Consider the following 23054-nt stretch of genomic DNA (forward strand, 5'->3'; position numbering starts at 1 on the left):
CCCGTAACGGTGAGCACGATGGAGAGCCCCTCCGTCACGAGGCTGCCGCCTCGCGCCCTCCCCATCACTGCGCGACAGGGAGGAGAGATCGCCCTCTCCTCCCTGTCGAAGATGGGGAGGTGGATCAACGGCGAAGCCGGCGAGACGGAGGGGTTCAGGCCGCCTGGGGCAGTTTCGCCATGTCGATCACGAAGCGATAGCGCACGTCCGACCGCTCCATCCGCTCGTAGGCCTCATTGATCTGGTCCGGGGCGATGGTCTCGATGTCGCAGGCGATGCCGTGCTCGGCGCAGAAGTCCAGCATCTCCTGCGTCTCGCGGATGCCGCCGATCAGCGAGCCGGCCACCCGACGCCGGCGCCACAGCAGGGGCAGGGCGTAGACCGGCAGGCCCTCGGTGGTCAGGCCCAGCATGACCATGGTGCCGTCGCGGGCCAGCAGCTGCACGTGGTCGGCGATCTCGTGGGTGGCCGAGACGGTGTTGATGATCAGGTCGAAGCTTTCGGCCGCGGCCTTCATCGCCGCCTTGTCCTTGTTGATCAGGAAGTGTTTGGCGCCCATCCGCTCGGCGTCGGCCTTTTTGCGATCGGAGGTCGACAGGACGGTGACCTCGGCGCCCAGGGCGTGCGCCAGCTTGACCGCCATGTGACCCAGGCCGCCCAGCCCGATCACCGCCACCCTGGAGCCAGGGCCGACGTTCCATTCCTTCAGCGGCGACCAGGTGGTAATGCCGGCGCACAGCAGGGGCGCGGCGGCGTCCAGCGGCAGGGCGTCGGGGATCGACAGCACGAAATGCTGGTCCACCGTGATGTGGTCGGAATAGCCGCCCTGGGTGATCGGCTGGCCCGACTGCTCGGCGAACCTGTCCTTGGCGCCGTAGGTGCCGGTGAAGCCGGGGATGCAGTACTGCTCTTCCCCCGCCTGGCACGAGGAACACTCGCGGCAGCTGTCGACCATGCAGCCGACGCCCACGCGGTCGCCAACCTTGAAGCGGGTGACGTCGGCGCCCACCGCCGCGACCACGCCGGCGATCTCATGGCCCGGCGCCAGCGGATAGTGGGCCGGTCCGGTCTCGCTGCGCGCCATGTGCAGGTCCGAATGGCAGACGCCGCAGTACTGGATGTCGATCACCACGTCGTCGGGCAGGGGATCGCGGCGCGTGAAGCTGAAGGGCTCCAGCGGCTTGTCGGCGGCGACGGCGGCGAAGGCGCGTGTGGCGATCGGCATGGGCGAGTCTTTCGTGGCGTAAAAGGAAGGCTCAGGTGGCCAGCCGCACCCCGGCGCAACCGGCCGCACCCGCACTCAGGCCAAGTTTTCGATCAGCGCCTGGGCCGCCGCCGGATTGCGCACCTTGGCCCCCGAGATGAAGTAGGCGAAGACGTCGCCGCGTTTCGCCCAACCCCGCGCCCGGGCGGCGATGGCGTCCAGCTCGGCCGCCGTCATGCCGTTCGCTTCGTCCTCTCGGCTGGACATCAGCCGGGCATATCTAAAGTCAGATGTTTCCTCGTCGATGCAGGGCCAGGTCGGCTCCTCGTCATCGACGGCGTAGACGATGGCCGCACCGTATTTGCGCGCCAGGTCGTGGAACTGCTCGGTGGCGAAGGTCGGGTTGCGCACCTCCAGCGCATGGCGCAGGCGCAGGCCGTCCTTTTCCGGCGGCAACAGCTTCAGAAAGCCCTCGAAATCCTCGGGGTCGAACTTCTTGGTTCCCATGAACTGCCAGTTGATCGGCCCGAGCTTGTCGCCGAGCTCGGTCAGTCCCTGCGACAGGAAGCGGTTGAAGCTTTCGCCGCCTTCCGACAGCACCTTGCGGTTAGTGCAGTAGCGGCTGGCCTTGACCGAGAAGACGAAACCGTCCGGCGTCTCGTCGCGCCACTTCCTCCAGCTGTCCGGCTTGAAGGTCGAATAGTAGGTGCCGTTGATCTCGATGGAGGAGAGCGCCCGCGAGGCGAACTCCAGCTCCCGCTTCTGCGCCAGCCCTTCCGGATAGAAGACCCCGCGCCACGGCTCATAGGTCCAGCCGCCCACGCCCACCCTGATCGCGCCTGTCATGCGTGGTTCTCCCATAGTGCGTGCGGGATATCGCAGGATTCAGCAGCTCGAGCGATGGGCGAGACGTGGGGACGATCCGGATGCTTTATGATGGCGAGCGATCATCCGATGGTTTGGGCGGCGCAAGCGAGGCCAGGCAGACCAGGAAGGCGCCGCCGAAGGTCAGGATGTCTTCGGCCAGGGCGACGGGGAGGTCACGGCCGGCGGCGCGGGACAGGCGCAGGCGGACGGTGTGGCCGAGATAGGTGGCGGCAAGCGAGCCGACAGCCCCGGCCAGGGCGGCGGCCGGAGAGCGCCCGCCGGTCAGGGCGCAGCCCGAGGCGGCGCCGCTCGCCGCCCGCACGGCCACCGCGATCGGCATCGTGCGGTGCGGGGCGTCGGGCATCTTGTCGCCGGCGAATTCATACAGCGCCAGGGGCGTGACGATGGCGGCGGCCTTGGTGGAGGCCAGGCCGGAGAAGCGGGTGTCCTTCAGGTCGATCCAGCCCAGGCGCGCCGCCCAGGTGACGGCCAGCAGCGGCGCGCTGGTGCGGTTGCCGCCGGATGCGCCCAGCAGAAACGCCAGACCTAGAGCGCGCCAGCCTTGCGGTCCTTGCGTCTCCAGCGGCGGGCGCGGCTCGGCCTTGCGCCGGACGGCCGCGACGCCGGCTTTCACCTTGTCGAGGAAGCGGCGGATCAGGGCGCGCGCCGCCTCGGTGGTCGCGCCGAACACCAGGTGCGAGGCGTAGGAGTAGGGGTGCGACCGCAAGGGCGCCTTCCAGAACGGATCGCCCAGGCCGGTGGCGGGGACCAGCCCCTCGTCCACCACTGTGGCGGAGGCGACACCGAAAGCCGCGCCGCGGCCCAGGGTCACGCGGGGCTCGATCTCTGCAGTCATGCCGTAGAGGCCGCCGACCGCGGCGCCCACGGCGTAGTGGACAGCCTCGCCCGCCGCGGGTTTCCTGCGGCGCGGCACGCCATGGCCGGTGACGGCGCGCGACAGGCGGTCGGCCGCCTTCTCGGTCGAGGGCGCGCCCTTCACGCCCGAGGTGATCCCGCCCTTGGACAAGAGGGACTGGAACTCGGTCATCACCAGGGCGGCGACCAGGCCTCCGGCGAGGCCGGCGGCGAGACCCAGCAAGGGATCGGCGTCGTCGCGGACGTTGGGCATGGCAGGTCTCTCCGGCGCGGGATGGCGGCTGGTGAACCGCCGGACGCGAGCGCCGGTTCCGCCCGAGCGGCGCCTCAGTAGGCGAAGTCGGTGTAGATGCGGCGCACGTCGCCCCGCCATTCGCCATGGTAGAGGTCGAGCAGGCGTTCGGCCGGAGTGACGCCGCTGTCGGCGATGTCTTCCAGTTCGGACAGGTAGCCGCGCTCGTCCACCATGCCGCCGGAGAAGCGGGCGCGGTTCTTCAGGCCCTGGCGGGCGATGGCCACCATGTCCACCGCAATGCCTCGGACCGAGCGGCCCGCGACCTCGGCCTTCAGCCCCAGGCGGGTCACGTCGCGGCGCAGGCGTTCGTGGTCCTCGACCTCCCAGTCCTTGACCAAGTCCCAGGCGGCGGCGAGCGAGGGGGCGTCATAGAGGACGCCGGTCCACAGGGCGGGCAGGGCGCAGATGCGGCTCCAGGGGCCGCCGTCCGCGCCGCGCATCTCCAGATAGGCCTTCAGCCGCACCTCGGGGAAAAGGGTGGTCAGGTGGTCGTTCCAGTCCTTCATCGTCGGCCGATCGCCCGGCAGCGCCGGCAGACGGCCATCCAGGAAGTCGCGGAACGACTGGCCCGAGGCGTCGACGTAGCGGCCCTCGCGCTTGGCGAAATACATCGGCGTGTCGAGCGCATAGTCCGCATAGCGCTCGAAGCCGAAGCCGTCCTGGAAGACGAAGTCCAGCATGCCGGTGCGGTCCGCGTCCGTGTCGGTCCAGACGTTGGCGCGGGCCGACAGAAAGCCGTTCGGCTTGCCTTCGGTGAAGGGCGAGCAGGCGAACAGGGCGGTGGCGATGGGCTGAAGCGCCAGCGAGGTGCGGAACTTCATCACCATGTCGGCTTCCGTATCGAAGTCGAGATTGGCCTGGATGGTGCAGGTGCGCAGCATCATGTCGAGACCCAGCGTGCCGACCTTTGGCATGTAGGCGCGCATGATGTCGTAGCGCCCCTTGGGCATGACCGGCACGTCGGCGCGGCTCCACAGCGGATCGAAGCCCGCGCCGAGGAAGCCCAGATCGATCTCGTCGGCGACGGTCTTAACCTCTTCCAGATGCTGGCCGGTCTCCGAGCAGATGTCGTGGATGGTGAGCAACGGCGCGCCGGACAGTTCGAACTGTCCGCCGGGCTCGAGGCTGACGGAGGCGGCGAAGCCCTCGCCATTGCGACGCTCCAGCCCGATGACGTGACCGCCCTCCTCGACCGGGGTCCAGCCAAAGCGGGTCAGGCCGTTCAGCATGGCCTTGATGCCGCTTTCACCTTCATAGGCGGGGCGGCGCAGGGTCTGTTTGTCGAAGCCGAACTTCTCGTGCTCGGCCCCGATGCGCCACTGGTCGCGCGGCTTCATGCCCTTGGACATGGCGCCGATCAGATCGGCCTTGGTCAGCGGCGCGTGGTCGGCCATGTGGTGTGCGAAGCCCCTCAGGTGTCGCGGCTAGATGGGCGACCGAACCGCAACGCTCAAGGGCGCAGTTCTATCCCGCGCAGGAATTGTCACCGGTCCCAGTCGCCGGCCGCCGCCTGCCACAGGGTCATGGCGGCGATGGCGGCGGTGTCGGCCCGCAGGATGCGCGGCCCCAGAGACACGGCGGTGGTGAACGGCAAGGCTCGCAGCCGCTCGCGCTCCTCCGGCGAAAAGCCGCCTTCGGGACCGATCAGAATGGCCCAGGGGCCTGAAGATCCTCCCCCCCTGGGGGAGGGGGACCGCGAAGCGGTGGAGGGGGAGCCTGCAAGCGTCGGTGGCTGCGGCTGACCCCCTCCACCCGGCTGCGCAGGGTCCCCCTCCCCCAAAGGGGGAGGAGTGAGTGCGGTGATCGCCGGGCTGCCGCCGGTCTCGTCACAGAACATCAGACGACGGGCGGGATCCCAACCGTCCAGAATGCCGTCGAGCTTTTGCGGATCGTCGACGGGGGGCACGTCCAGGCGCCCGGTCTGCTCGGCCGCCTCCTCGGCAATGGCGTCCAGCCGATCCAGGCGGATGCGGTCGGTGTTGGTGCGGGCGGTGATCGCCAGCCGAACCCGTCGCGCCCCCAGCTCGGCTGCTTTCTCGACGATGGTCTCGACGCGGGCCTTCTTCACCACCGCCACGATCAGCTCGAGGTCGGGGCCATGGGTTTGCGGCCGCACCCGCTCCTCCGCCCGCAGGATCACGCCCTTCTTCAGCACCTCGGCCACCGAGGCGCGCCATTCGCCGTCACGACCGTTGAAGACGAGCAGATCGTCGCCCGCCTTCAGCCGCATCACCTGAGTCAGATAGCGGGACTGGTCGAGCGTCGGCGCGACGGCCGCGCCGGGGGACAGATCGGATGTGACGTGGAGGCGGATCATGCGATCCCGCTTACCGCTCTTGGGCGCTCTTGGCAGCAGCCTTCTTGGAAGCCTGACGCTCGCCTTTCCAGAAGGCACGTTTCGCCCAACGGAGATGCTTCCACCATTCGGTGGGAGGCGTCAGCATGCCCTTCTTCACTGTAGCCATAGAGCGATTGTAAACGTGAGGTGACTTCGATGCGAGACCGCATGCGACCACCTGTGATCCTGCGACGCGACGCTACAACGTCCGCGCGATCAACAGCTTCATGATCTCGTTGGTGCCGCCGTAGATGCGTTGGACGCGGGCGTCCTTGTAGAGCTGGGCGATCGGGTATTCGGTCATGTAGCCGTAGCCGCCGTGCAGCTGCAGCATCTCGTCCAGCGTCTCGCCCTGGATGTCGGTGACCCAGTATTTGGCCATGGAGGCGGTGGCGGCGTCCAGCTGACCCTTCAGGTGCAGACCGATGCAGTGATCGACGAAGACCTTGGCCACCGTCAGCTTGGTCTTGACCTCGGCCAGCTTGAACTGGGTGTTCTGGAAATCGAGCACGCGCTTGCCGAAGGCCCGGCGTTCCTTGACGTAGGCCAGGGTGTGCTCGAGACCCCGCTCGGCGGCGGCGACGCCCTGGACCGCGATGTTCAGCCGTTCCTGCGGCAGCTGCTGCATAAGCTGGACAAAGCCCTGGCCTTCGACCCCGCCGATGATGTTGTCGGCCGGGACCTGGACGTCGTTGAAGAACAGCTCGGAGGTGTCGTTGGCCTCCATGCCGATCTTGTGCAGGTTGCGGCCGCGCTCGAAGCCCTCCGCACCATCCGTCTCGACCACGATCAGGGAGGTGCCGCGCGCGCCTTCGGCCGGGTCGGTCTTGGCCACCACGATGATGAAGTTGGCCAACTGGCCGTTGGTGATGAAGGTCTTGGAGCCGTTCACCACATAGCCGTTGCCGCCTTTGACGGCCGTGGTCTTGACCCCCTGCAGGTCCGAGCCGGCGCCCGGCTCCGTCATGGCGATGGCGCCGACCAGTTCGCCCGAGGCCAGGCGCGGCAGCCAGCGCTGCTTCTGCTCCTCGGTGCCGTAGTGCCAGATGTAGGGGGCGACGATGGCGTTGTGCAGCGACAGGCCGAAATGGTCCGCGCCCTTCCAGCCCAGCTGGCGCATCAGCACCACCTCGTGGCGATAGTCGCCGCCCATGCCGCCGTCCGCCTCGGGGATGGAGACGCCCAGCAGACCCGCCTCGCCCGCCGCGTTCCACAGGCTACGGGGCACGGAAGAGTCGGCGATCCACTGCTGCACCTTCTCCAGCGGCGCGTGCTCGTCGATCCAGCGGCCGACGCTGTCGGAGAAGAGGGTGATCTCCTCGTCCTGCATGAAGTCGGGATCGGGGCTGTTGAGGACGTTCATCTGCTTTCTCCTCCCCATCGCCCGCGATGGGGAGGGGGACCACGAAGTGGTGGAGGGGTTGGGGCCGCCTCTCTCTTGAGCTTGGGAGGAGGTTCGCCCCTCCGTCTCGGCGGCTGAGCCGCCGATCCACCTCCCCATCGCGCAGCGATGGGGAGGAGAGTTGAGCTCTAGAACGCCTCGGCCGGCATCTGCATCAGGACGTCGGCGCCGGTCTTCAGCTTCTTCAGGTGCGCGCCGGCGTCGGGCAGGATGCGCTCGACGAAGTAGCGGCCGGTCATCAGCTTGTTGGCGTAGAAGGGATCGGTCGCGCCCGCATCAACCTGGGCTTGCGCCGCCTTAGCCATCTGCGCCCACATATAGGCCAGGGCCGTGACGCCGAAGATGTTGAGGTAGTCGGTCGAGGCCGCGCCCGCGTTGTCCGGATTGGCCATGCCGTTCTGCATCAGCCACATGGTGGCCTCCTGCAGCTTCTTCTTGGCGTCGGCCAGGCCGTCGACGAAGGGCTTGATCGGACCGTCCGCGCCGTTCTCGGCCACAAAGGCGTCGATGTCGGAGAACCAGGTCATGATGGCCCGGCCGCCCTGGGCCGGCAGCTTCCTGCCCACCAGGTCCAGCGCCTGGATGCCGTTGGTGCCTTCGTAGATCATGGTGATGCGGGCGTCGCGCAGGTACTGCGAGGCCGGGAAGTGCTCGGTGTAGCCCGAGCCGCCGTGCACCTGCATGGCCAGGGACGCGACATGGAAGCCCTTGTCGGTCAGGTACGCCTTCACCACCGGGGTGATCAGACCCATGTAATCCTTGGCCCTGGTGGCGGTCGCTTCGTCCGCCGAGCCCTGCAGGTCGGCCTGAAGCGCGGTCCACAGCACCAGCGCCTGGCCGCCTTCCACGAACGCCTTGCCCTCCAGCAGCATGCGGCGGACGTCCGGGTGGACGATGATCGCATCGGCGGCCTGGTCGGGGTTCTTCGGTCCCGTCAGGCTGCGGCCCTGGATGCGGTCCTTGGCGAACTCGACGGCGGCCTGATAGGCGGCGGTGCCGATGGCCAGCCCCTGCAGGCCGGTGCCCAGGCGCGCCTCGTTCATGACCACGAACATGTTGTTCATGCCCCGGCCTTCTTCGCCGACCAGCCAGCCGGTGGCGTTGTCATAGGCCATGACGCAGGTGGCGTTGCCGTGGATGCCCATCTTGTGCTCGAGGCCGGCGCAGACCACGCCGTTGCGCTCGCCGAGCGAGCCGTCCTCGTTGACCAGCACCTTGGGCACCACGAACAGCGACAGGCCCTTGATGCCGGCCGGCGCGCCCTCGACGCGGGCCAGCACCGTGTGGATGATGTTGTCGGTGAAGTCGTGCTCGCCCGCCGAGATCCAGATCTTCTGGCCGGTGATCGAATAGGAGCCGTCGCCGTTCGGAACCGCCTTGGTGCGCACCATGCCCAGGTCGGTGCCGCACTGGGGCTCGGTCAGGTTCATGGTCCCGCCCCACTCGCCGGTGGCCATCTTGGGCAGGTATTTTGCCTTCAGTTCGTCAGAGCCGTTGGCGTGGATGCCCGCATAGGCGCCCGCCGTCAGGCCCGGATACATCGAAAAGGCGGCCGAGGCCGCGGCTGTCATCTGGCCGAACGCCATGCCGATCACCGCCGGCATGCCCTGGCCTCCGAACTCGGTGTGGGCCGACAGCGCGGGCCAGCCGGCCTCCACCATCTGCTGATAGGCTTCCTTCCAGCCGGTCGGGCCGGTGACCACGCCGCCGTCGGACAGCTTGCAGCCTTCCTGATCGCCGACCCGGTTGATCGGGGCGATGACTTCCTCGGCGAACTTGGCGCCTTCTTCCAGGATCTGGCCGACCAGGTCGGAGGAGACGTCCTCGAAGCCCGGCTGGTTGGCGTGGCGGTCGATCTCCAGCACTTCGTTGAGGATGAAGGTGAAGTCGCGGACGGGCGCCGTGTAGGCCATCGGTTACGCTCTCGCTTTGAAGGGGTGGTAGTCGTGGTTGAGCCGGGCGCGCAGCACCTGCTCGTAATCCTCGGCGCCCGGCAGCAGGTCCGGACGGTGCTCGCCCAGCTTGGACTCCATCCAGGCGCAGGCGTCCTCGGCGGTCTGGATGGCGCCCTCGATGTCCTCGAGCTGCTGCTTCAGCGTCTCGATCTGGGCGCGGTGGCGGCGCAGGGCGATCGCCATCTGATGGGTGTTGTGGTCCTTGCGGTCATACAGATCCAGCATCTCCTGGATCTCCTGCAAGGTGAAGCCGATGCGGCGCCCCCTCAGGATCAGCTTCAGCCGCGCGCGGTCGCGCGCGTTGTAGACGCGGGTCTGGCCCTTGCGGGCGGGGGTCAGAAGCCCTTTGTCCTCATAGAACCGCAGGGCGCGCGCGGTCGCGTCGAACTCGCGGCACAGCTGGCGGATCGAATAGGTGCGATGATCGTCGGCGGTCGCCATGACCGCCTCAATAACTTGACGCGCACGTAAAGGGAAGGTTTTTCACGAGCCATGGCCGTCAAGCACGTCAACGGCGCCCACAGAGGTATTGCGGGCGTGAAAAAGGGCGACCTGCCGACCAAGCCCTGCGAGGTCTGCGGCCGCCCGTTCACCTGGCGCAAGAAGTGGGCGCGAGACTGGGAGCAGGTGAAGACCTGCTCCGATCGCTGCCGCTCGGCGCGGCTCAGCCCCGGCGACGGCCCAGCAGCACGGGGATTGTGATGGCGAGCAGCAGCAGGTTCACGACCGACAGGCCGATGTCGCGTCCGAACGCGTGAACGCCAAGCATGGCGGCTTCCAGCACCATCAGGCCGAAGGCGGAGGTCAGCAGGGCCGGCCGGAACAGCCGCCAGGAGATGAGCGGTGTCAGCACGCCCAGCGCCAGAACCATCTCCGCCACGCCCAGCCCGCGCACCAGGTTCTCGGGCGCGAAGGCGGGCCAGCCCATCAGCGTCACCAGATTGGTCATCGGCTCGGACACTTTGGCCCAACCGGCGGCGATAAAGAACATCGCCAGCCAACCCTGAAAGGTCCAGAGCGCGAGATTTCGCACATTAGCGTCGAGCCGGGCGCGAGCGGGGGAGAAGGTCGTGGTGGTCATGGGAGGACGTCCGGCGACCGCCTGGGCCGCGAAAGAGGTGATCTGCAACAGCGGCGATATCGGATCGACATCGCCGCTTCGCAAGGGTGGTATAGCAAAGGTTTTGTGATTTGTCATCGAGCGTTGACATGCTGAAGGTCATCAATCGATGACAAAGTGTTTCAGCGGCTCAGGGAGAGGCTCTCTTCTGCATCCCTGGGCTGCGGACCGGGAACCTGGACGATCAGCTCGCCGGGCTGGCAGTCCAGCTCTCGGCACAGGGCGTCCAGGGTCGAAAAGCGCACCGCCCGGGCCTTTCCGGTCTTCAGGATCGACAGGTTCGGCAGGGTCACGCCGACGCGGTCGGACAGGTCGGTCAGGGACATGCGGCGCTCGAGCAGCAGGCGGTCAAGCTGGATCATGATCATGGCGCTTGCTCCTCAGACCAACGTCAGCTGTTCGTCGCGCATGTCCGCGCCCTGCCGGAACACCTCGGCCAGGATGAAGACCACCAGGATGCCCAGCCACGAGCCCAGGCTGAAATCGTAGTCTCCGACCGACTGGCCAATGGCGCCCGGCGCCACCATCGCCAGCAGCAGGGCGGTCAGCTGGATGCCGATCAGGCCGACGCCCACGGCGCGAAGCCGGTTGACGTTGGCGTGCTCGAACGCATCGCCCCGGTTTACCGACAGCAGGACCCGGCGCAGGCGATTGATGATCCACCAGGTGAAGCCGCAGGCGAAGAAACCACCCAGCAGCGTCAGATGTTCGGCGAAGACGACCGGGCGCTCTCCGGACGGCGCTTCGTCCCTCAGCCCGTCGATCAATCCGGCTCCGAAGTCCGGGATCACGACCGAGGCGACTAGCACAAGCCCCACAATCACCGTCGCCAGAGCCACAAAGACATTCGCCAGCCCCAGAAACCAGCGCAGCACGCTGGAGACCGAGCGTTTCCCGATCAGCTTCATCCGATATCCCTCCTCGCATCCGCCGCCCGCTGCGGCTGTGTTGCGAATATCGATATGGCCATATCGACTGTCGAACAAATGAAATATCGATAATCGAGATGAAGCTTTCGTAAGACTCCTATCGGGCTGGGGCGACGCTGTAGGCCAGCCGCGCCTCTTCGATCCGCCGGAGCTTGTCGTGGAAGGGCGCCCAGTCGTCGGAGGCCTCGATGGCGGTCCAGATCGCCTCGACCTCGTCGATCAGCATCTCTTCGGGCTCGGGCCGGGCGAAGACGGGATGCTCGAGCCGCTCAGGCGCATCCGGCTCGTGCTCGAACAGGGCGAAGCGGAAGGCGTCGATGGCCTCGCCCTGATAGAGCGCCTTGCGCGGCCCTGCGAGCGCCCGTGCCGAGGAGGAGAAGCCGGCGAACCAGTCAAAGAACAGCGGCTCCCACCGCAGGGCTTCACCGCCTTCGCGCAGCAGGGCCAGGGTCGCGTCCAAGAGCCGCTGGTCCGCCGCCTCGCCCAGGCTCTTCACCCCCAGCCGCATCAGAAAGGCCGTGCGCAGTTCGCGGATGTAGGCCGCGCCAAAGCCGTTCAGCGCCTCGGTCAGCGGCTCGACATCGGCGACCAGCTTCAGACAGCCGGCCAGCTGCGTCAGGTTCCAGAACACCGCCTCCGGCTGACGGGCAAAGGCGTAAAGGCCGGTCTGGTCGAAATAGGCCGCGGTGAAGCCGGGCTCGTAAAACGGCAGAAAGCGCCACGGACCGTAGTCGAAGCTCTCGCCCGTGACGTTCAGATTGTCGGTGTTCAGGACCCCGTGAACAAAGCCCGTGGCGATCCAGCGGGCGGTGAGCCGGGCCGAGGCCTCGACGATCGCCGTCAGCAGGGCCGGGGCGTCGCCGGCCGGAACGTGCGGGTGATAAAGGGTGCGGATGTGCTCGACCAGGGTCTCGATCTGATCGCGCCGACCGAAATAGGCGGCGCGCTGAAACGTGCCGAAGCGGATGTGGCTGTGCGACAGGCGAACAAGCACGGCCGAGCGGGTGGGGGACGGCTCGTCGCCGCGCTCCAGCGCCTCGCCCGTCTCGATCAGGGAAAAGGCGCGACTGGTCGGAACGCCCTGCGCCTCCAGCATCGACGCGGCCAGCACCTCGCGAACCCCGCCCTTCAGCGTCAGCCGACCGTCGGCCCCACGCGACCAGGGCGTGCGGCCCGAGCCCTTGGTTCCAAGGTCCAGCAAGCGGCCCGAGGCGTCGCGCATCTGCGCCGCCAGAAAGCCGCGTCCGTCGCCGAGATCGGGATTGTACGAGCGGAACTGGTGCCCGTGATAGCGCATGGCGATGGGGCCGGGCTGGCCGGGCAGAAGCTGGAAGCGGCCGAGGTGGTCGATCCATTCCGCGTCGCTCAGCGTCTCAAGCCCGACCTCGCCCGCGGCGCGGTCGTTGCGAAAGCGCAGGGTCGCCTGCGGGAAGTCGGCCGCGCGCACGGCGTCGCCGTATTCATCCCCCAGGTCAAAGAAGCGCGGTTCGGGGCGGTAGGCGGAGGATACGGGCATGGGCGGCAGATGCGGACGATGCGGGCCATGCGCAACCGGAGCGGTTGAACCCCGAGGCCTCGATCCGTATTCTCCATCACAGAGATCAGGCCGGTTCGACCGGCCAGGCCGGCGTCGCGAGCAATCGCGGCGAACCCGGTCCGGCGTCCGTCGATAACCTGACGCCACGAAACGCTTTCCCTGATCCGGAGGCCGCCGTGGCTCGAACACTGACGCTTGATTTCCTAAAGACCGAAGCCGCCTCGGGCGCGGCGCTGGGCCTGGCCGCCGTGGCGGCGCTCGCCGTCGCCAACTCGCCGTGGGCCGCCGACTACTTCGCCTGGCTGAAAAGCGTGCACGCGCTGCAGATCGGGCCGATCCGGCTGGAAGAGACGATCTCCGACTGGATCAAGGAAGGCCTGATGGCGGTCTTCTTTCTCGTGGTCGGGCTGGAGATCAAATACGAGATCCTGCGCGGCGAACTGAGCGATCCCAGAAAGCTGGCCACGCCGGTGCTGGCGGCGCTGGGCGGCATGATCGGACCGGCGGCCGTCTATCTCCTGCTGAGCGCGCTGATCGGCGCCCCGCACGGGGGATGGCCGATCCCCTTGGCCACCGACATCGCCTTTGCCCTGGCCGTGTTCGGCGTCGTCGGGCGGGGACTGCCTTCGTCTCTGAGGGTGTTCCTGCTGACCCTGGCCATTGTCGACGATCTCGGCGCCATCGCCCTGATCGCCCTTCTGTTCAGCGAAGGAACGAACTGGACCCCATTGATCTGGGCGGTCGGGGCGTTGGCGGTCGGAGCGGTCGCCGCGCGGCGGATGCGGATCGCCGCCCCCTTCTGGGTGCTGGGGTTTGCGCTGGTCTGGTATCTAACCGTGCTGTCCGGTCTTTCGACCTCGCTGACGGCCGTCGCCTTCGCCGCCATCGTGCCGATCCAGCCGCGCGCCGAAGACGGGCAGAGCCCGCTGAAGGAGGCGATGCACGACCTGCACCCGTGGAACGCCTTTCTGGTGCTGCCGCTGTTCGCCTTCGCCAAGGCGGGGGTGTCGTTCGCCGGCCTGTCGTTCGAACAGGCCTTCGCGCCGCTGGTGGTCGCCGTCGCCCTGGGGCTGTTCCTGGGCAAGCAGGTCGGGGTGTTCGGGGCGGCGTGGCTGGCCTCGGCGCTGAGGATCGGCGCGCGTCCCAGCGGGGCCAGTTGGATTCAGGTTTACGGCGTGGCGCTGCTGTGCGGCGTCGGCTTCACCATGAGCCTGTTCATCGGGGTGCTGGCCTTCCCGGGCGCGGTGGATTCGCCCGAGCAGATCGAGGTCAAGCTGGGCGTGATCGGCGGCTCGGTCTTGTCCGCGCTGGCCGCCGCGCTGGTTCTTGGTCTCGGTGCGCGACGCCGTGTCGCCCGGCCTGCCGAAGACCCCGCTCCGGCGGAGGCGCGCGCCTCAACGCGCAAAGATTGACCTAACGTCAGGCTCTTCTGTCGCTTCCTTGTCACACAAAGGCGGATCGTGGCGAAAAATGGTCGCAGAGAACGACGCTCGCTTGTCGTTCGCGGGAATCCGTGGGTAGCCTCGCCGTACTGAATCCGCCTCCACGTAGAGGCGGGTCGATCGGGAACAGGAAACGCTGCGTCGCCGGTGACGGCGGCCGGCCAGCTAGCCGGGAAGGACGCCCATGCGCCGCCACTCTCTTTGCAACTCCGTGTCCGCCGCCGTGATCGGCGCCGCGACCCTGGGCCTCGGCCTTGCGGGCGCCGCCCACGCGCAGGATCAGGATGCGCCCGCCTCGGTCGACGACATCATCGTCACCGCCCAGAAGCGCGAGCAAAGCCTGCAGGAGGTGCCGATCGTGGTCACCACCCTGTCGGAGGCGCTGCTGGAAGGCGCGGGCGTGCAGGACATCAAGGACCTGCAGATCCTGACGCCCGGCCTGACGGTGACCTCGACCCAGTCCGAGGCGTCCACCACCGTGCGCATCCGGGGCGCGGGCACCGTGGGCGACAACCCCGGCCTCGAAAGCTCGGTCGGCGTGGTCATCGACGGGGTCTATCGCTCGCGCAACTCGGTCGGCTTCGGCGATCTGGGCGAACTGAACCGCATCGAGGTGCTGAAGGGCCCGCAAGGCACGCTGTTCGGCAAGAACACCTCGGCCGGCGTGATCAACATCATCACCGAACAGCCCTCGTTCGAGCCCGGCTTCGAGGCCGAGCTGACCGGAGGCAACTATGGCGCGATTGGGGGATCGGCGTCCGTCACCGGCCCGCTGACCGACCAGATCGCCGGCCGCCTGTTCGTGGCCAAGCGCGAGCGCGAAGGCTTCTATGACGTGGACCTGGGCGACGGCCCGCGCACCCTGACCGAGGACCAGACGCAGGACTACTGGACCACGCGGGGCCAGCTGCTGATCCTGCCCAACGACAGCGCCTCCGTCCGGCTGATCGCCGACTACACCAAGCGCGAGGAGTTCTGTTGCGCGGCGGTGCAGGTGCGCACGGGGCAGAGCTACCCCTTCATCAACGCCCTGGCGAACGGCGAGGGCCAGCGCCCGCCGAACGCGACCTTTGGCGTGCTGCCCTATAGCCGCACGGCCTATTCGAACCGCGAAACGCCGCAGGAGATCGAGGACTTCGGCGTGTCGGCCGAGGCCAACATCGACTTCGGTCCGGACGTGACCCTGACCTCGATCAGCTCGTTCCGCGACTGGTCGTTCCAGCAGGGCATGGACCTCGACTACACCGGCGCCGACATCCTGCACCGCGACAATGACGGCTCCAACGGCTACGGCGTCACCAACCTGACCCACGAGATGCGCTTGGCCGGCACGTCGGACCGGTTCGACTGGCTGGTGGGCGGCTTTGGCACCATCGAGAACATCTACCGCGACGACAGCTATGTGTTCGGCGCCGACTACAACGCCTTCGCCTCGTTCCTGCTGACCGCCAGCGTGCCGGCGGCTGCGGGCGGCCCGCGCCCGGATCGCCTGGGCTGCTTCACCAACCCTCGCGGCTTGCTGATCGGCACGGCGGGGCCAGTGGCGGGCCAGCCGGTGTGCGTGCTGAGCCCCACGGCCATCCCGACGCAGTTCGGCGCGGTCTTCACCCCCGGCAAGGCCTATCAGGATCACTACAGCCAGCGGTCGGAATCGATCGCCGTGTTCACCAACAACACCTATCGCGTCACAGATCAGTTCGAGATCACGGCGGGCCTGCGCGCCACCTACGACAAGAAGCGCCTGCTTGGGCTACAGGACAATCTGGGAACCAATGGCCTGCAATGCGGCGGCGCCCTGGCCAGCCAGACGGCCGCCAACCGCCAGCCGGGCGCCATCGCCATCCCCGCCGCCGCCCTCGGCCTGATCTGCCTGCCCTGGTCCAATCCGCTGTATGACGGTCGACGGATCTCCGAAGAGTTCGACGACACCAACATCTCCGGCACGATCAAGGCGGCGTGGAAGCCGATGGAGGGCTGGCTGCTGTATGGCTCGTACGCGCGCGGCTACAAGGGCGCGGGCTACAACATGGACCGGGTGCAGACGGGGGTGACGCCGGACGCCTCCCTGTTCTTCGCCGCCGAAACCGTCGACAGCTACGAGCTGGGCCTGAAGACCACGCTGTTCAATCGCAGCGTCCTGTTCAACGCCACCTACTTCGATCAGCGGTTCGAGAACTTCCAGCTGAACACCTTCCTGGGCACCGCATTCGTGGTCGAGTCGATCCCGGAGCTGGAGTCCAAGGGCGTGGACATGGACCTGATCTGGCTGGCGCCGATCGAGGGCCTGACCTTCCAGGGCGGCGCGACCTACACCGACGCCAAGTACGGCGAGTTCGGCGCGGGCGACCTGTCCAGCCCCGGCCGCTTCCCGCAGCTGTCGCTGCTGCCCGGCGCGCGCGCCTCGTTCGCACCGGAATGGTCGGTGACGGGCGCGCTGGACTTCAACCGCAGCTTCGGACGCGGCCTGCGCGGCGGCTTCAACCTGTCGGCCAAATACTCGACCGAGTACAACACCGGCTCCGACCTGTTGCCCTACAAGTTCCAGGACGACTTCACCGTCGTGAACGGCCGGCTGATGCTGGGTTCGGAGAACGAGCACTGGACGCTGGAGGTGTGGGCGCAGAACCTGCTGGAGGAGGACTACACCCAGGTGGGCTTCGCCGCGCCGCTGCAGGGCACCGCCTTCACCAACACCACCACGCCGCAGGCGGACGGCACCTTCTACAATCCGGCCACGGACACGGCCACCTACAACGCCTATCTGGGCCAGCCGCGCACCTATGGGGTGACGCTGCGGGTCCGCTACTGATCCATCCCGCGAACGCAAAAAAGAAGCCCGGCTGGAGCGATCCAGCCGGGCTTTTTCGTTGATGAACGCCTGGACCTCTACTCCGCCGGAGCGTGAGCCACGCGGCGCTGGTTCTCGAACCGCTTGCCCAGGCGACGCCGGACCCAGTGGGAGAAGTCGTCGACGATGGTGAAGATCGCCGGAATGTAGAGCAGCGACAGAAAGGTCGAGGAGATCAGGCCGCCCAGCACCGCAATGGCCATGGGCGAGCGGAACTCGACGTCGGCGCCCACGCCCATGGCGATCGGCACCATGCCGGCGCCCATGGCGAAGGTCGTCATCAGGATGGGGCGGGCGCGCTTGTGCGCCGCGTCCATGATGGCGTCGAACCGGGGCATGCCTTCCTTCTCGGCGATGATCACGTAATCGACCAGCAGGATGGAGTTCTTGGCCGCGATTCCCATCAGCATCAGTACGCCGATCAGCGCCGACATGGAGAAGCTGCCGCCGGCGATCACCAGGGCGATAAAGGCGCCGCCGATGGCCAGGGGCAGGGCGGCCATGATGGTGATCGGATAGGCGAAGCTTTTGAACAGCAGCGTCAGCACCGCGTACATCAGCAGGATGCCCGAGGCGAAGGCGATGGCGAAGCCGGTGATCATCTCCTGGATGAACTCGGCGTCGCCGGCCGGGGTCTGGCGCACGCCCGCCGGCAGGTTCTGGACGGACGGAAGACGCTGCACCGCCTGGCCGGCCGCGCCGGTGGTGATCCCGTCCAGCTCGGCGGTGATGGAGGCGATGCGCGAACGGTCCTGGCGGCTGACGGTCGCCGGTCCGGCCCCGAAGGTGATGTCCGCCACGGCGCTGAGCGGAACGGCCGCGCCGCTGCTGGTCGGCACGCGCAGGGTCTCCAGCACCGTCAGGTCCTCGCGGGCCTCCTCGGTCAGCTGCAGCCGGATCGGGATCTGCCGGTCGCCGAGGTTGTATTTGGGCAGGTTCTGATCGACGTCGCCGATGGTCGCGACCCGCACCGCCTGCGAGATGGCGCCGGCCGAAACGCCGGCCAGCGCGGCTTCGTCGGGACGCGGCCGGACCAGGATTTCAGGCCGGGCGATGGCGGCGGTGTTGACCACATTGGCCAGGCCGGGGACGCCGCGCATCTCGGCCTCGACCCTGCGGGCCGCAGCCTCCAGCGTGGCCGGATCGTCGCCCAGGATCGAGAAGGTGTAGCTGGTGCCGTCGCCGGGTCCTCCGCCCTGCTGGGCGATGCCGGCCCGGATGCGGGCGCCGGGGATCTGCTTCAGCTCATCGACCATGGCGCGGGCAAAGGCCTGCTGGCTCAGCTCGCGGTCCTCCTTGGGCACCATGTCGGCATAGACATTGGCCTGGTTCACGTCCTGGCCGCCCACAGCGGCGTAGACCGACGTGACCTCGGGTCGCGCCTCCAGACGGCGCGTGACCTGCTGAACGATGTCGTCGGTCTGGCGCAGGGTCGAGCCGGGGGGCGTCTCGATCTGAAAGGCGGCGCGAGCCTCGTCGCCGGGCGACATGAACTCGAACGACATCTTCGCGGCGACCGACAGGAAGATCGATCCGACCAGGAACAGCACGCCAAAGGCGAACACTTTCCAACGGTTGCCCAGCGACCAGCGCAGGGCGCGCAGATAGCCGCCCATCCAGAAGGGATCCTTGTCCTCGTGCTGGCTGTGCTTGAGCATATAGGCCGCCATCAGCGGCGTCAGGGTCCGCGCCACCACCAGCGAGAAGAACACCGAGATGCAGGCGGCCAGGGCGAAGGCCTTGAAGAACTGGCCGATGATGCCCGGCATGAAGCCGACCGGCGCGAACACGGCGATAATGGTCGCGGTGGTCGCCACCACCGCCAGGCCGATCTCGTCGGCGGCCTCGACGGCGGCGTCATAGGGCGGCTTGCCGTCGCGCATGTGCCGGACGATGTTCTCGATCTCCACGATCGCGTCGTCCACCAGGATGCCGATGGTCAGGGACAGGGCCAGCAGCGTCACGACATTCAGCGACTGATCCATCGGCCCCAACACGGCGAAGGTCGGGATCAGCGACATCGGCATGGCCGTCGCCGCAATCACCGTCGCGCGCCAGTCACGCAGGAAGATGAAGACGACGATGACCGCCAGGATCGCGCCGAGGGCCAGGGCTTCCAACGAGGCGAGATAGCTTTCCTCGATATACTGCACGGAGGAGGTGACCTGTTCGATGGTCAGCTCGGGGTGGGCCTCGTCGATGCGGGCGACCTCTTCGCGCACCCGTTCGGCCACGGTGACCTCGCTGGCCTCGCGCGAGCGCAGGAAGTTGAAGGTCACCGCCTCCTGGCCGTTGTAGCGGGCCAGGCGGCGCGGCTCGCTCCATTTGTCCTGCACGACGCCCAGATCGCCCAGCCGGACGTTGCGGCCGTCGCCAAGCGGCACCAGGGTCTCGCGCAGCTGCTCGACGGTTCCGGCCGCGCCCAGGGTGCGCACGGCGCGCTCGGAGCCGGCCACGGTGACGCGCCCGCCCGGCAGGTTGTTGTTGACGCTGGTCAGGGCCTGGCTGACCTGGGCGGCCGTCACGCCAAAGGCCGACAGGCGCTGGGGATCGAGCTCGACGCGGATTTCGCGATCGACCCCGCCCGAGCGATTGACCTCGCCGACCCCGCCCATGGCCAGAAGGGCGCGGCTCATCTCGTTGTCGATGAACCAGCTGATCTCTTCCGGCGTCATCGTGGGCGAGCGCACCACATAGGTGATCAGGGCGTCGCCGGTGATGTCGATGCGCTGGACCGACGGCTCCTGCATGTCCTGGGGCAGGGAGGCGCGCACGCCGCTCATGGCGTTGCGCACGTCGTTGGTCGCGCGCTCGGTGTCGGTGCCCAGCTCGAACTCGATGCTGGTCGAGGACACGCCGTCGCTGACGTTGGAGTAGATGTGGCGCACGCCCGACAGGCCGGCGATGGAGTCCTCGATCAGGCGCGTGACCTGGACCTCCATCTCGGCCGGCGCCGCGCCGGGTCGCGCGGCGGTGACGGCGACCAGCGGAAAGTCGATGTCGGGGTTGTTGTTGATCCGCATCCCGGTGAAGCCGACGATCCCGGCCAGGGTCAGCAGAACAAACAGCAGAATGATCGGGATCGGGTTCTTGATCGCCCAGGACGAGATCTGGTTCATGGCCGCGCCTTACTTCGTCGCCGGTTGGACGGCCTGGGCGGGCTGTGCCGGCTGAGCCGGTTGCTGCGGCACGGCGACCCGGTCCCCGTCGTTCAGGAAGCCGGCCCCCTCGACCACCACACGGGCGCCGGCGGCCACGCCTTCGATCGCCGTCTGGGCGTCGGTGCGCGACAGCACCGTGATCGGCTGGAAGCGCACCGTGCTGTCGCCGTTCAGCAGAAACACGCCGGCGCGATTGTTGCGATAAAGCACCGAGCCGGTCGGCACGGTGGTGGCCGGCCGGGCGCCCACCGCGATTTCGGCGCGCGCGAACATGCCCGGACGCAGGGCGCTGCCGGGCTGCAGCGAAACGCGGGCGATGCCCAGGCGGGTCTCGGCGTTCACTTCGGGCGTGACGACCCGAACGGTTCCGGTGGTCTGGCCGGCCTCGCTGGAGGTGATGCTCGCCGACTGGCCCGCGCGGACCAGCGGCAGTTCGGTCTCGGGCACCTGGGCGTCCAGCTCCAGCCGGCCGTCGCGAACCATCCGGAACAGCTCGGTCCCCGCCGCGATGATCTGGCCGCGCGTGACGCTGCGGCTGACGATCAGGCCCGAGACAGGCGCGCGGATGGTGGCCTGCGACAGGCGGGTCTGGGTCTCCGACAGGGCGGCGCGCGCCGAGGCGACGCCTGCGCGCGAGGCTCTCTGATCGGCCAGCGCCGTGTCCAGAGCGGCCTGGGCCAGGAAGCCGCGCTCGCGCAGTTCCTGGGCGCGGGACAGGGCGGCGTCGTCGCGGGCGGCGTTGGCCTCGGCCGTCTGCACCGCCGCCTGCTGCTGGCGAAGCTGGGCGCGCAGCAGCGCATCATTCATCTGAACCAGGGGCTGGCCCTGGCGGACATAGGCGCCCTCGTCGACATAGACGGCCGTCGCGGTCAGGCCGCCGGTCTCGGCGCCGACGGGCACCTCTTCCCAGGCCGAAACGCTGCCGGAGGCGGTCACGGTGCGAGGCAGATTGCTCTGGCCGACCACCGCCGTGGTCACCGTTTGGCGAGACGCGCCCCCGGCGGCGCCCGCCTTTTCCTGGCCCGCCTTGTCCTCGCCGCCGCCGCAGGCGGCCAGCATCAGCACGCTGATCGCGGTCGTGAAGGCCAGGGCCGATCGGGTCATGGTCGCCACAGTGTTGTTCCTCGGATCTGGTGAGCAGGGCCTCGAGCACAGCCATAGCCGTTCGCGCAACCGCCCTCAAACGTGCAAGCGTCGCATTACCACACCTTAATGCGCTTCTGACGCCGCGCTTTGTGCGAACCGCCCGCCCATGCTACCGGCGCGCGGATGAGCAGCACCCCCGTCGAGCGCATCCGAAACTTCAGTGTGGTGGCCCACATCGACCACGGCAAGTCGACCCTGTCGGATCGGCTGATCCAGACGACGGGCGGGCTGACGGCGCGGGAGATGACCAGCCAGGTGCTGGACAACATGGAGATCGAGCAGGAGCGCGGGATCACCATCAAGGCGCAGACGGTCAGGCTGCACTACAAGGCGCAGGACGGGCTGGACTACGTCCTGAACCTGATGGACACGCCGGGGCACGTGGACTTCGCCTATGAGGTCAGCCGCTCGCTGGCGGCGTGCGAGGGCTCGCTTCTGGTGGTGGACGCGTCGCAGGGCGTCGAGGCCCAGACGCTGGCCAACGTCTATCAGGCCATCGAGAACAACCACGAGATCGTGCCGGTCCTGAACAAGGTGGACCTGCCCGCCGCCGAGCCCGACCGCGTGCGCGCCCAGATCGAGGACGTGATCGGCATCGACGCCTCCGACGCCGTGCTGGCCAGCGCCAAGTCGGGCCTGGGCATCGAGGACGTGCTGGAGGCCATCGTCACCCGCCTGCCCGCGCCCAAGGGCGACGTCAATGCGCCGCTGAAGGCCATGCTGGTCGACGCCTGGTACGATCCCTACCTGGGCGTGGTGCTGCTGGTGCGGGTGTTCGACGGCGTCTTGAAGACCGGCATGCGGGTCAAGATGATGCAGTCCGGCTCGACCCACCTGGTGGACCGCGTCGGCGTGTTTCTGCCCAAGAACACCCCGGTCGAGGCGCTCGGCCCCGGCGAGGTTGGCTTCATCACCGCCCAGATCAAGGAAGTGGCCCACGCCGCCGTTGGCGACACCATCACCGACGAGAAGAAACCGACGGCCGAGCCGCTGAAGGGCTTCAAGGAGGTGCAGTCGGTGGTGTTCTGCGGCCTGTTCCCCGTGGACGCCGCCGACTTCGAGGACCTGCGCGCCGCCATCGGCCGCCTGCGCCTGAACGACGCCTCCTTCACCTTCGAGATGGAGAGCTCGGCCGCGCTGGGCTTCGGCTTCCGCTGCGGCTTCTTGGGATTGCTGCACCTGGAGATCATCCAGGAGCGCCTGAGCCGCGAGTTCAACCTGGACCTGATCGCGACCGCCCCCAGCGTGGTCTACAAGATCATCCAGCGCGACGGGACCGAGATCGACCTGCACAACCCCGCCGACCTGCCCGACGTGATGCAGATCGAAAGCATCGCCGAACCCTGGATCAAGGCCACCATCCTGACGCCCGACGAATACCTGGGCGGGGTGATCAAGCTGTGCCAGGACCGCCGGGGCGAGCAAAAGGAGCTGTCCTACGTCGGCAGCCGCGCCATGGTGGTCTATGAGCTGCCGCTGAACGAGGTGGTGTTCGACTTCTATGACCGGCTGAAGTCGATCTCGAAGGGCTACGCCAGCTTCGACTATGAGTTGACGGACTACAAGCAGGGCGACCTGGTCAAGATGTCGATCCTGGTCAACGCCGAGCCGGTCGACGCCCTGTCCATGCTGGTCCACCGCCAGCGCGCCGAAACGCGCGGCCGCGGCATGGTGGAGAAGATGAAGGAGCTGATCCCGCCCCACCTGTTCCAAATCCCGATCCAGGCCGCCATCGGCGGCAAGATCATCGCCCGCGAAACCGTCCGCGCCCTGCGAAAGGACGTGACCTCCAAATGCTACGGCGGCGACGCCACCCGCAAGAAGAAGCTGCTGGAAAAGCAAAAGGCCGGCAAGAAGCGCATGCGCCAGTTCGGCAAGGTCGAAATCCCGCAGGAAGCCTTCATCGCGGCGTTGAAGATGGACGAGGATTGAGC

General features: G+C 67.8%; 18 protein-coding genes. 4 read left to right on the plus strand and 14 right to left on the minus strand.

What is annotated here, in order from left to right:
- Positions 1–154 precede the first annotated feature (154 nt).
- The 8 genes from KY493_RS01255 to KY493_RS01290 form a co-directional block, all read right to left on the minus strand.
- Positions 155–1225 carry an NAD(P)-dependent alcohol dehydrogenase gene (locus KY493_RS01255; RefSeq protein WP_219897205.1) on the minus strand — a complete coding sequence of 357 codons (1071 nt, stop codon included), beginning with the start codon at positions 1223–1225 and terminating at the stop codon, positions 155–157.
- Positions 1226–1300: 75 nt separating this feature from the next.
- Entirely contained in the window at positions 1301–2050 is a 750-nt protein-coding gene (locus KY493_RS01260; protein WP_219897206.1) for a DUF72 domain-containing protein, read from the minus strand.
- A gap of 85 nt (positions 2051–2135) precedes the next feature.
- A complete protein-coding gene (locus KY493_RS01265) occupies positions 2136–3200 on the minus strand; it encodes a DUF1440 domain-containing protein (RefSeq protein WP_219897207.1) in 1065 nt (354 codons plus the stop codon).
- Between the two features lie 74 nt (positions 3201–3274).
- Positions 3275–4636, minus strand: coding sequence for a glutamate--cysteine ligase (locus KY493_RS01270; protein WP_219897208.1), 1362 nt, complete (start codon positions 4634–4636; stop codon positions 3275–3277).
- Between the two features lie 89 nt (positions 4637–4725).
- Entirely contained in the window at positions 4726–5559 is an 834-nt protein-coding gene (locus KY493_RS01275; protein WP_219897209.1) for a 16S rRNA (uracil(1498)-N(3))-methyltransferase, read from the minus strand.
- Positions 5560–5779: 220 nt separating this feature from the next.
- Positions 5780–6943, minus strand: coding sequence for an acyl-CoA dehydrogenase family protein (locus KY493_RS01280; RefSeq protein ID WP_219897210.1), 1164 nt, complete (start codon positions 6941–6943; stop codon positions 5780–5782).
- A 167-nt stretch (positions 6944–7110) separates the two neighbouring features.
- Entirely contained in the window at positions 7111–8895 is a 1785-nt protein-coding gene (locus tag KY493_RS01285; protein ID WP_219897211.1) for an acyl-CoA dehydrogenase C-terminal domain-containing protein, read from the minus strand.
- Between the two features lie 3 nt (positions 8896–8898).
- Positions 8899–9378, minus strand: coding sequence for a MerR family DNA-binding transcriptional regulator (locus tag KY493_RS01290; RefSeq protein WP_219897212.1), 480 nt, complete (start codon positions 9376–9378; stop codon positions 8899–8901).
- Between the two features lie 51 nt (positions 9379–9429).
- Between KY493_RS01290 and KY493_RS01295 the strand changes: the two genes are divergently transcribed.
- A complete protein-coding gene (locus tag KY493_RS01295; protein WP_219897213.1) occupies positions 9430–9639 on the plus strand; it encodes a DUF2256 domain-containing protein in 210 nt (69 codons plus the stop codon).
- Here the strand turns inward: KY493_RS01295 and KY493_RS01300 are convergent.
- From KY493_RS01300 to KY493_RS01315, 4 genes are all read right to left on the minus strand, one after another.
- On the minus strand, positions 9602–10018 hold the full coding sequence (locus tag KY493_RS01300; RefSeq protein WP_219897214.1) for a DoxX family protein: 417 nt from the start codon (positions 10016–10018) through the stop codon (positions 9602–9604). The genes KY493_RS01295 and KY493_RS01300 overlap by 38 nt on opposite strands.
- A gap of 161 nt (positions 10019–10179) precedes the next feature.
- Positions 10180–10425, minus strand: coding sequence for a helix-turn-helix transcriptional regulator (locus tag KY493_RS01305; RefSeq protein WP_219897215.1), 246 nt, complete (start codon positions 10423–10425; stop codon positions 10180–10182).
- 12 nt (positions 10426–10437) lie between these two features.
- Entirely contained in the window at positions 10438–10965 is a 528-nt protein-coding gene (locus KY493_RS01310; protein ID WP_219897216.1) for a DUF2975 domain-containing protein, read from the minus strand.
- Between the two features lie 118 nt (positions 10966–11083).
- A complete protein-coding gene (locus KY493_RS01315) occupies positions 11084–12502 on the minus strand; it encodes a protein adenylyltransferase SelO (protein WP_219897217.1) in 1419 nt (472 codons plus the stop codon).
- Positions 12503–12699: 197 nt separating this feature from the next.
- Between KY493_RS01315 and nhaA the strand changes: the two genes are divergently transcribed.
- Positions 12700–13935, plus strand: a complete 1236-nt coding sequence (gene nhaA / locus KY493_RS01320; RefSeq protein WP_219897218.1) for a Na+/H+ antiporter NhaA — start codon at positions 12700–12702, stop codon at positions 13933–13935.
- A 214-nt stretch (positions 13936–14149) separates the two neighbouring features.
- Positions 14150–16774 carry a TonB-dependent receptor gene (locus KY493_RS01325; protein WP_219897219.1) on the plus strand — a complete coding sequence of 875 codons (2625 nt, stop codon included), beginning with the start codon at positions 14150–14152 and terminating at the stop codon, positions 16772–16774.
- A gap of 77 nt (positions 16775–16851) precedes the next feature.
- Here KY493_RS01325 and KY493_RS01330 read toward each other — a convergent pair whose 3' ends face one another.
- Both KY493_RS01330 and KY493_RS01335 read right to left on the minus strand, forming a co-directional pair.
- Positions 16852–19932, minus strand: a complete 3081-nt coding sequence (locus KY493_RS01330) for an efflux RND transporter permease subunit (RefSeq protein ID WP_219897220.1) — start codon at positions 19930–19932, stop codon at positions 16852–16854.
- 9 nt (positions 19933–19941) lie between these two features.
- On the minus strand, positions 19942–21078 hold the full coding sequence (locus KY493_RS01335; RefSeq protein WP_219897221.1) for an efflux RND transporter periplasmic adaptor subunit: 1137 nt from the start codon (positions 21076–21078) through the stop codon (positions 19942–19944).
- 165 nt (positions 21079–21243) lie between these two features.
- Between KY493_RS01335 and lepA the strand changes: the two genes are divergently transcribed.
- The gene (gene lepA, locus KY493_RS01340) at positions 21244–23052 is read left to right on the plus strand and encodes a translation elongation factor 4 (protein WP_219897222.1); all 1809 of its coding nucleotides are present in this window, start codon (positions 21244–21246) and stop codon (positions 23050–23052) included.
- The last annotated feature ends 2 nt before the right edge of the window (positions 23053–23054 follow it).

Source organism: Brevundimonas sp. PAMC22021 (genome assembly GCF_019443405.1).
GTDB lineage: Bacteria > Pseudomonadota > Alphaproteobacteria > Caulobacterales > Caulobacteraceae > Brevundimonas.

Coding starts and splice junctions, on each gene's coding strand:
- KY493_RS01255 (WP_219897205.1), bottom strand. CDS start 1,225: ATGCCGATCGCCACACGCGCCTTCGCCGCCGTCGCCGCCGACAAGCCG.
- KY493_RS01260 (WP_219897206.1), bottom strand. CDS start 2,050: ATGACAGGCGCGATCAGGGTGGGCGTGGGCGGCTGGACCTATGAGCCG.
- KY493_RS01265 (WP_219897207.1), bottom strand. CDS start 3,200: ATGCCCAACGTCCGCGACGACGCCGATCCCTTGCTGGGTCTCGCCGCC.
- KY493_RS01270 (WP_219897208.1), bottom strand. CDS start 4,636: ATGGCCGACCACGCGCCGCTGACCAAGGCCGATCTGATCGGCGCCATG.
- KY493_RS01275 (WP_219897209.1), bottom strand. CDS start 5,559: ATGATCCGCCTCCACGTCACATCCGATCTGTCCCCCGGCGCGGCCGTC.
- KY493_RS01280 (WP_219897210.1), bottom strand. CDS start 6,943: ATGAACGTCCTCAACAGCCCCGATCCCGACTTCATGCAGGACGAGGAG.
- KY493_RS01285 (WP_219897211.1), bottom strand. CDS start 8,895: ATGGCCTACACGGCGCCCGTCCGCGACTTCACCTTCATCCTCAACGAA.
- KY493_RS01290 (WP_219897212.1), bottom strand. CDS start 9,378: ATGGCGACCGCCGACGATCATCGCACCTATTCGATCCGCCAGCTGTGC.
- KY493_RS01295 (WP_219897213.1), top strand. CDS start 9,430: ATGGCCGTCAAGCACGTCAACGGCGCCCACAGAGGTATTGCGGGCGTG.
- KY493_RS01300 (WP_219897214.1), bottom strand. CDS start 10,018: ATGACCACCACGACCTTCTCCCCCGCTCGCGCCCGGCTCGACGCTAAT.
- KY493_RS01305 (WP_219897215.1), bottom strand. CDS start 10,425: ATGATCATGATCCAGCTTGACCGCCTGCTGCTCGAGCGCCGCATGTCC.
- KY493_RS01310 (WP_219897216.1), bottom strand. CDS start 10,965: ATGAAGCTGATCGGGAAACGCTCGGTCTCCAGCGTGCTGCGCTGGTTT.
- KY493_RS01315 (WP_219897217.1), bottom strand. CDS start 12,502: ATGCCCGTATCCTCCGCCTACCGCCCCGAACCGCGCTTCTTTGACCTG.
- KY493_RS01325 (WP_219897219.1), top strand. CDS start 14,150: ATGCGCCGCCACTCTCTTTGCAACTCCGTGTCCGCCGCCGTGATCGGC.
- KY493_RS01330 (WP_219897220.1), bottom strand. CDS start 19,932: ATGAACCAGATCTCGTCCTGGGCGATCAAGAACCCGATCCCGATCATT.
- KY493_RS01335 (WP_219897221.1), bottom strand. CDS start 21,078: ATGACCCGATCGGCCCTGGCCTTCACGACCGCGATCAGCGTGCTGATG.
- lepA (WP_219897222.1), top strand. CDS start 21,244: ATGAGCAGCACCCCCGTCGAGCGCATCCGAAACTTCAGTGTGGTGGCC.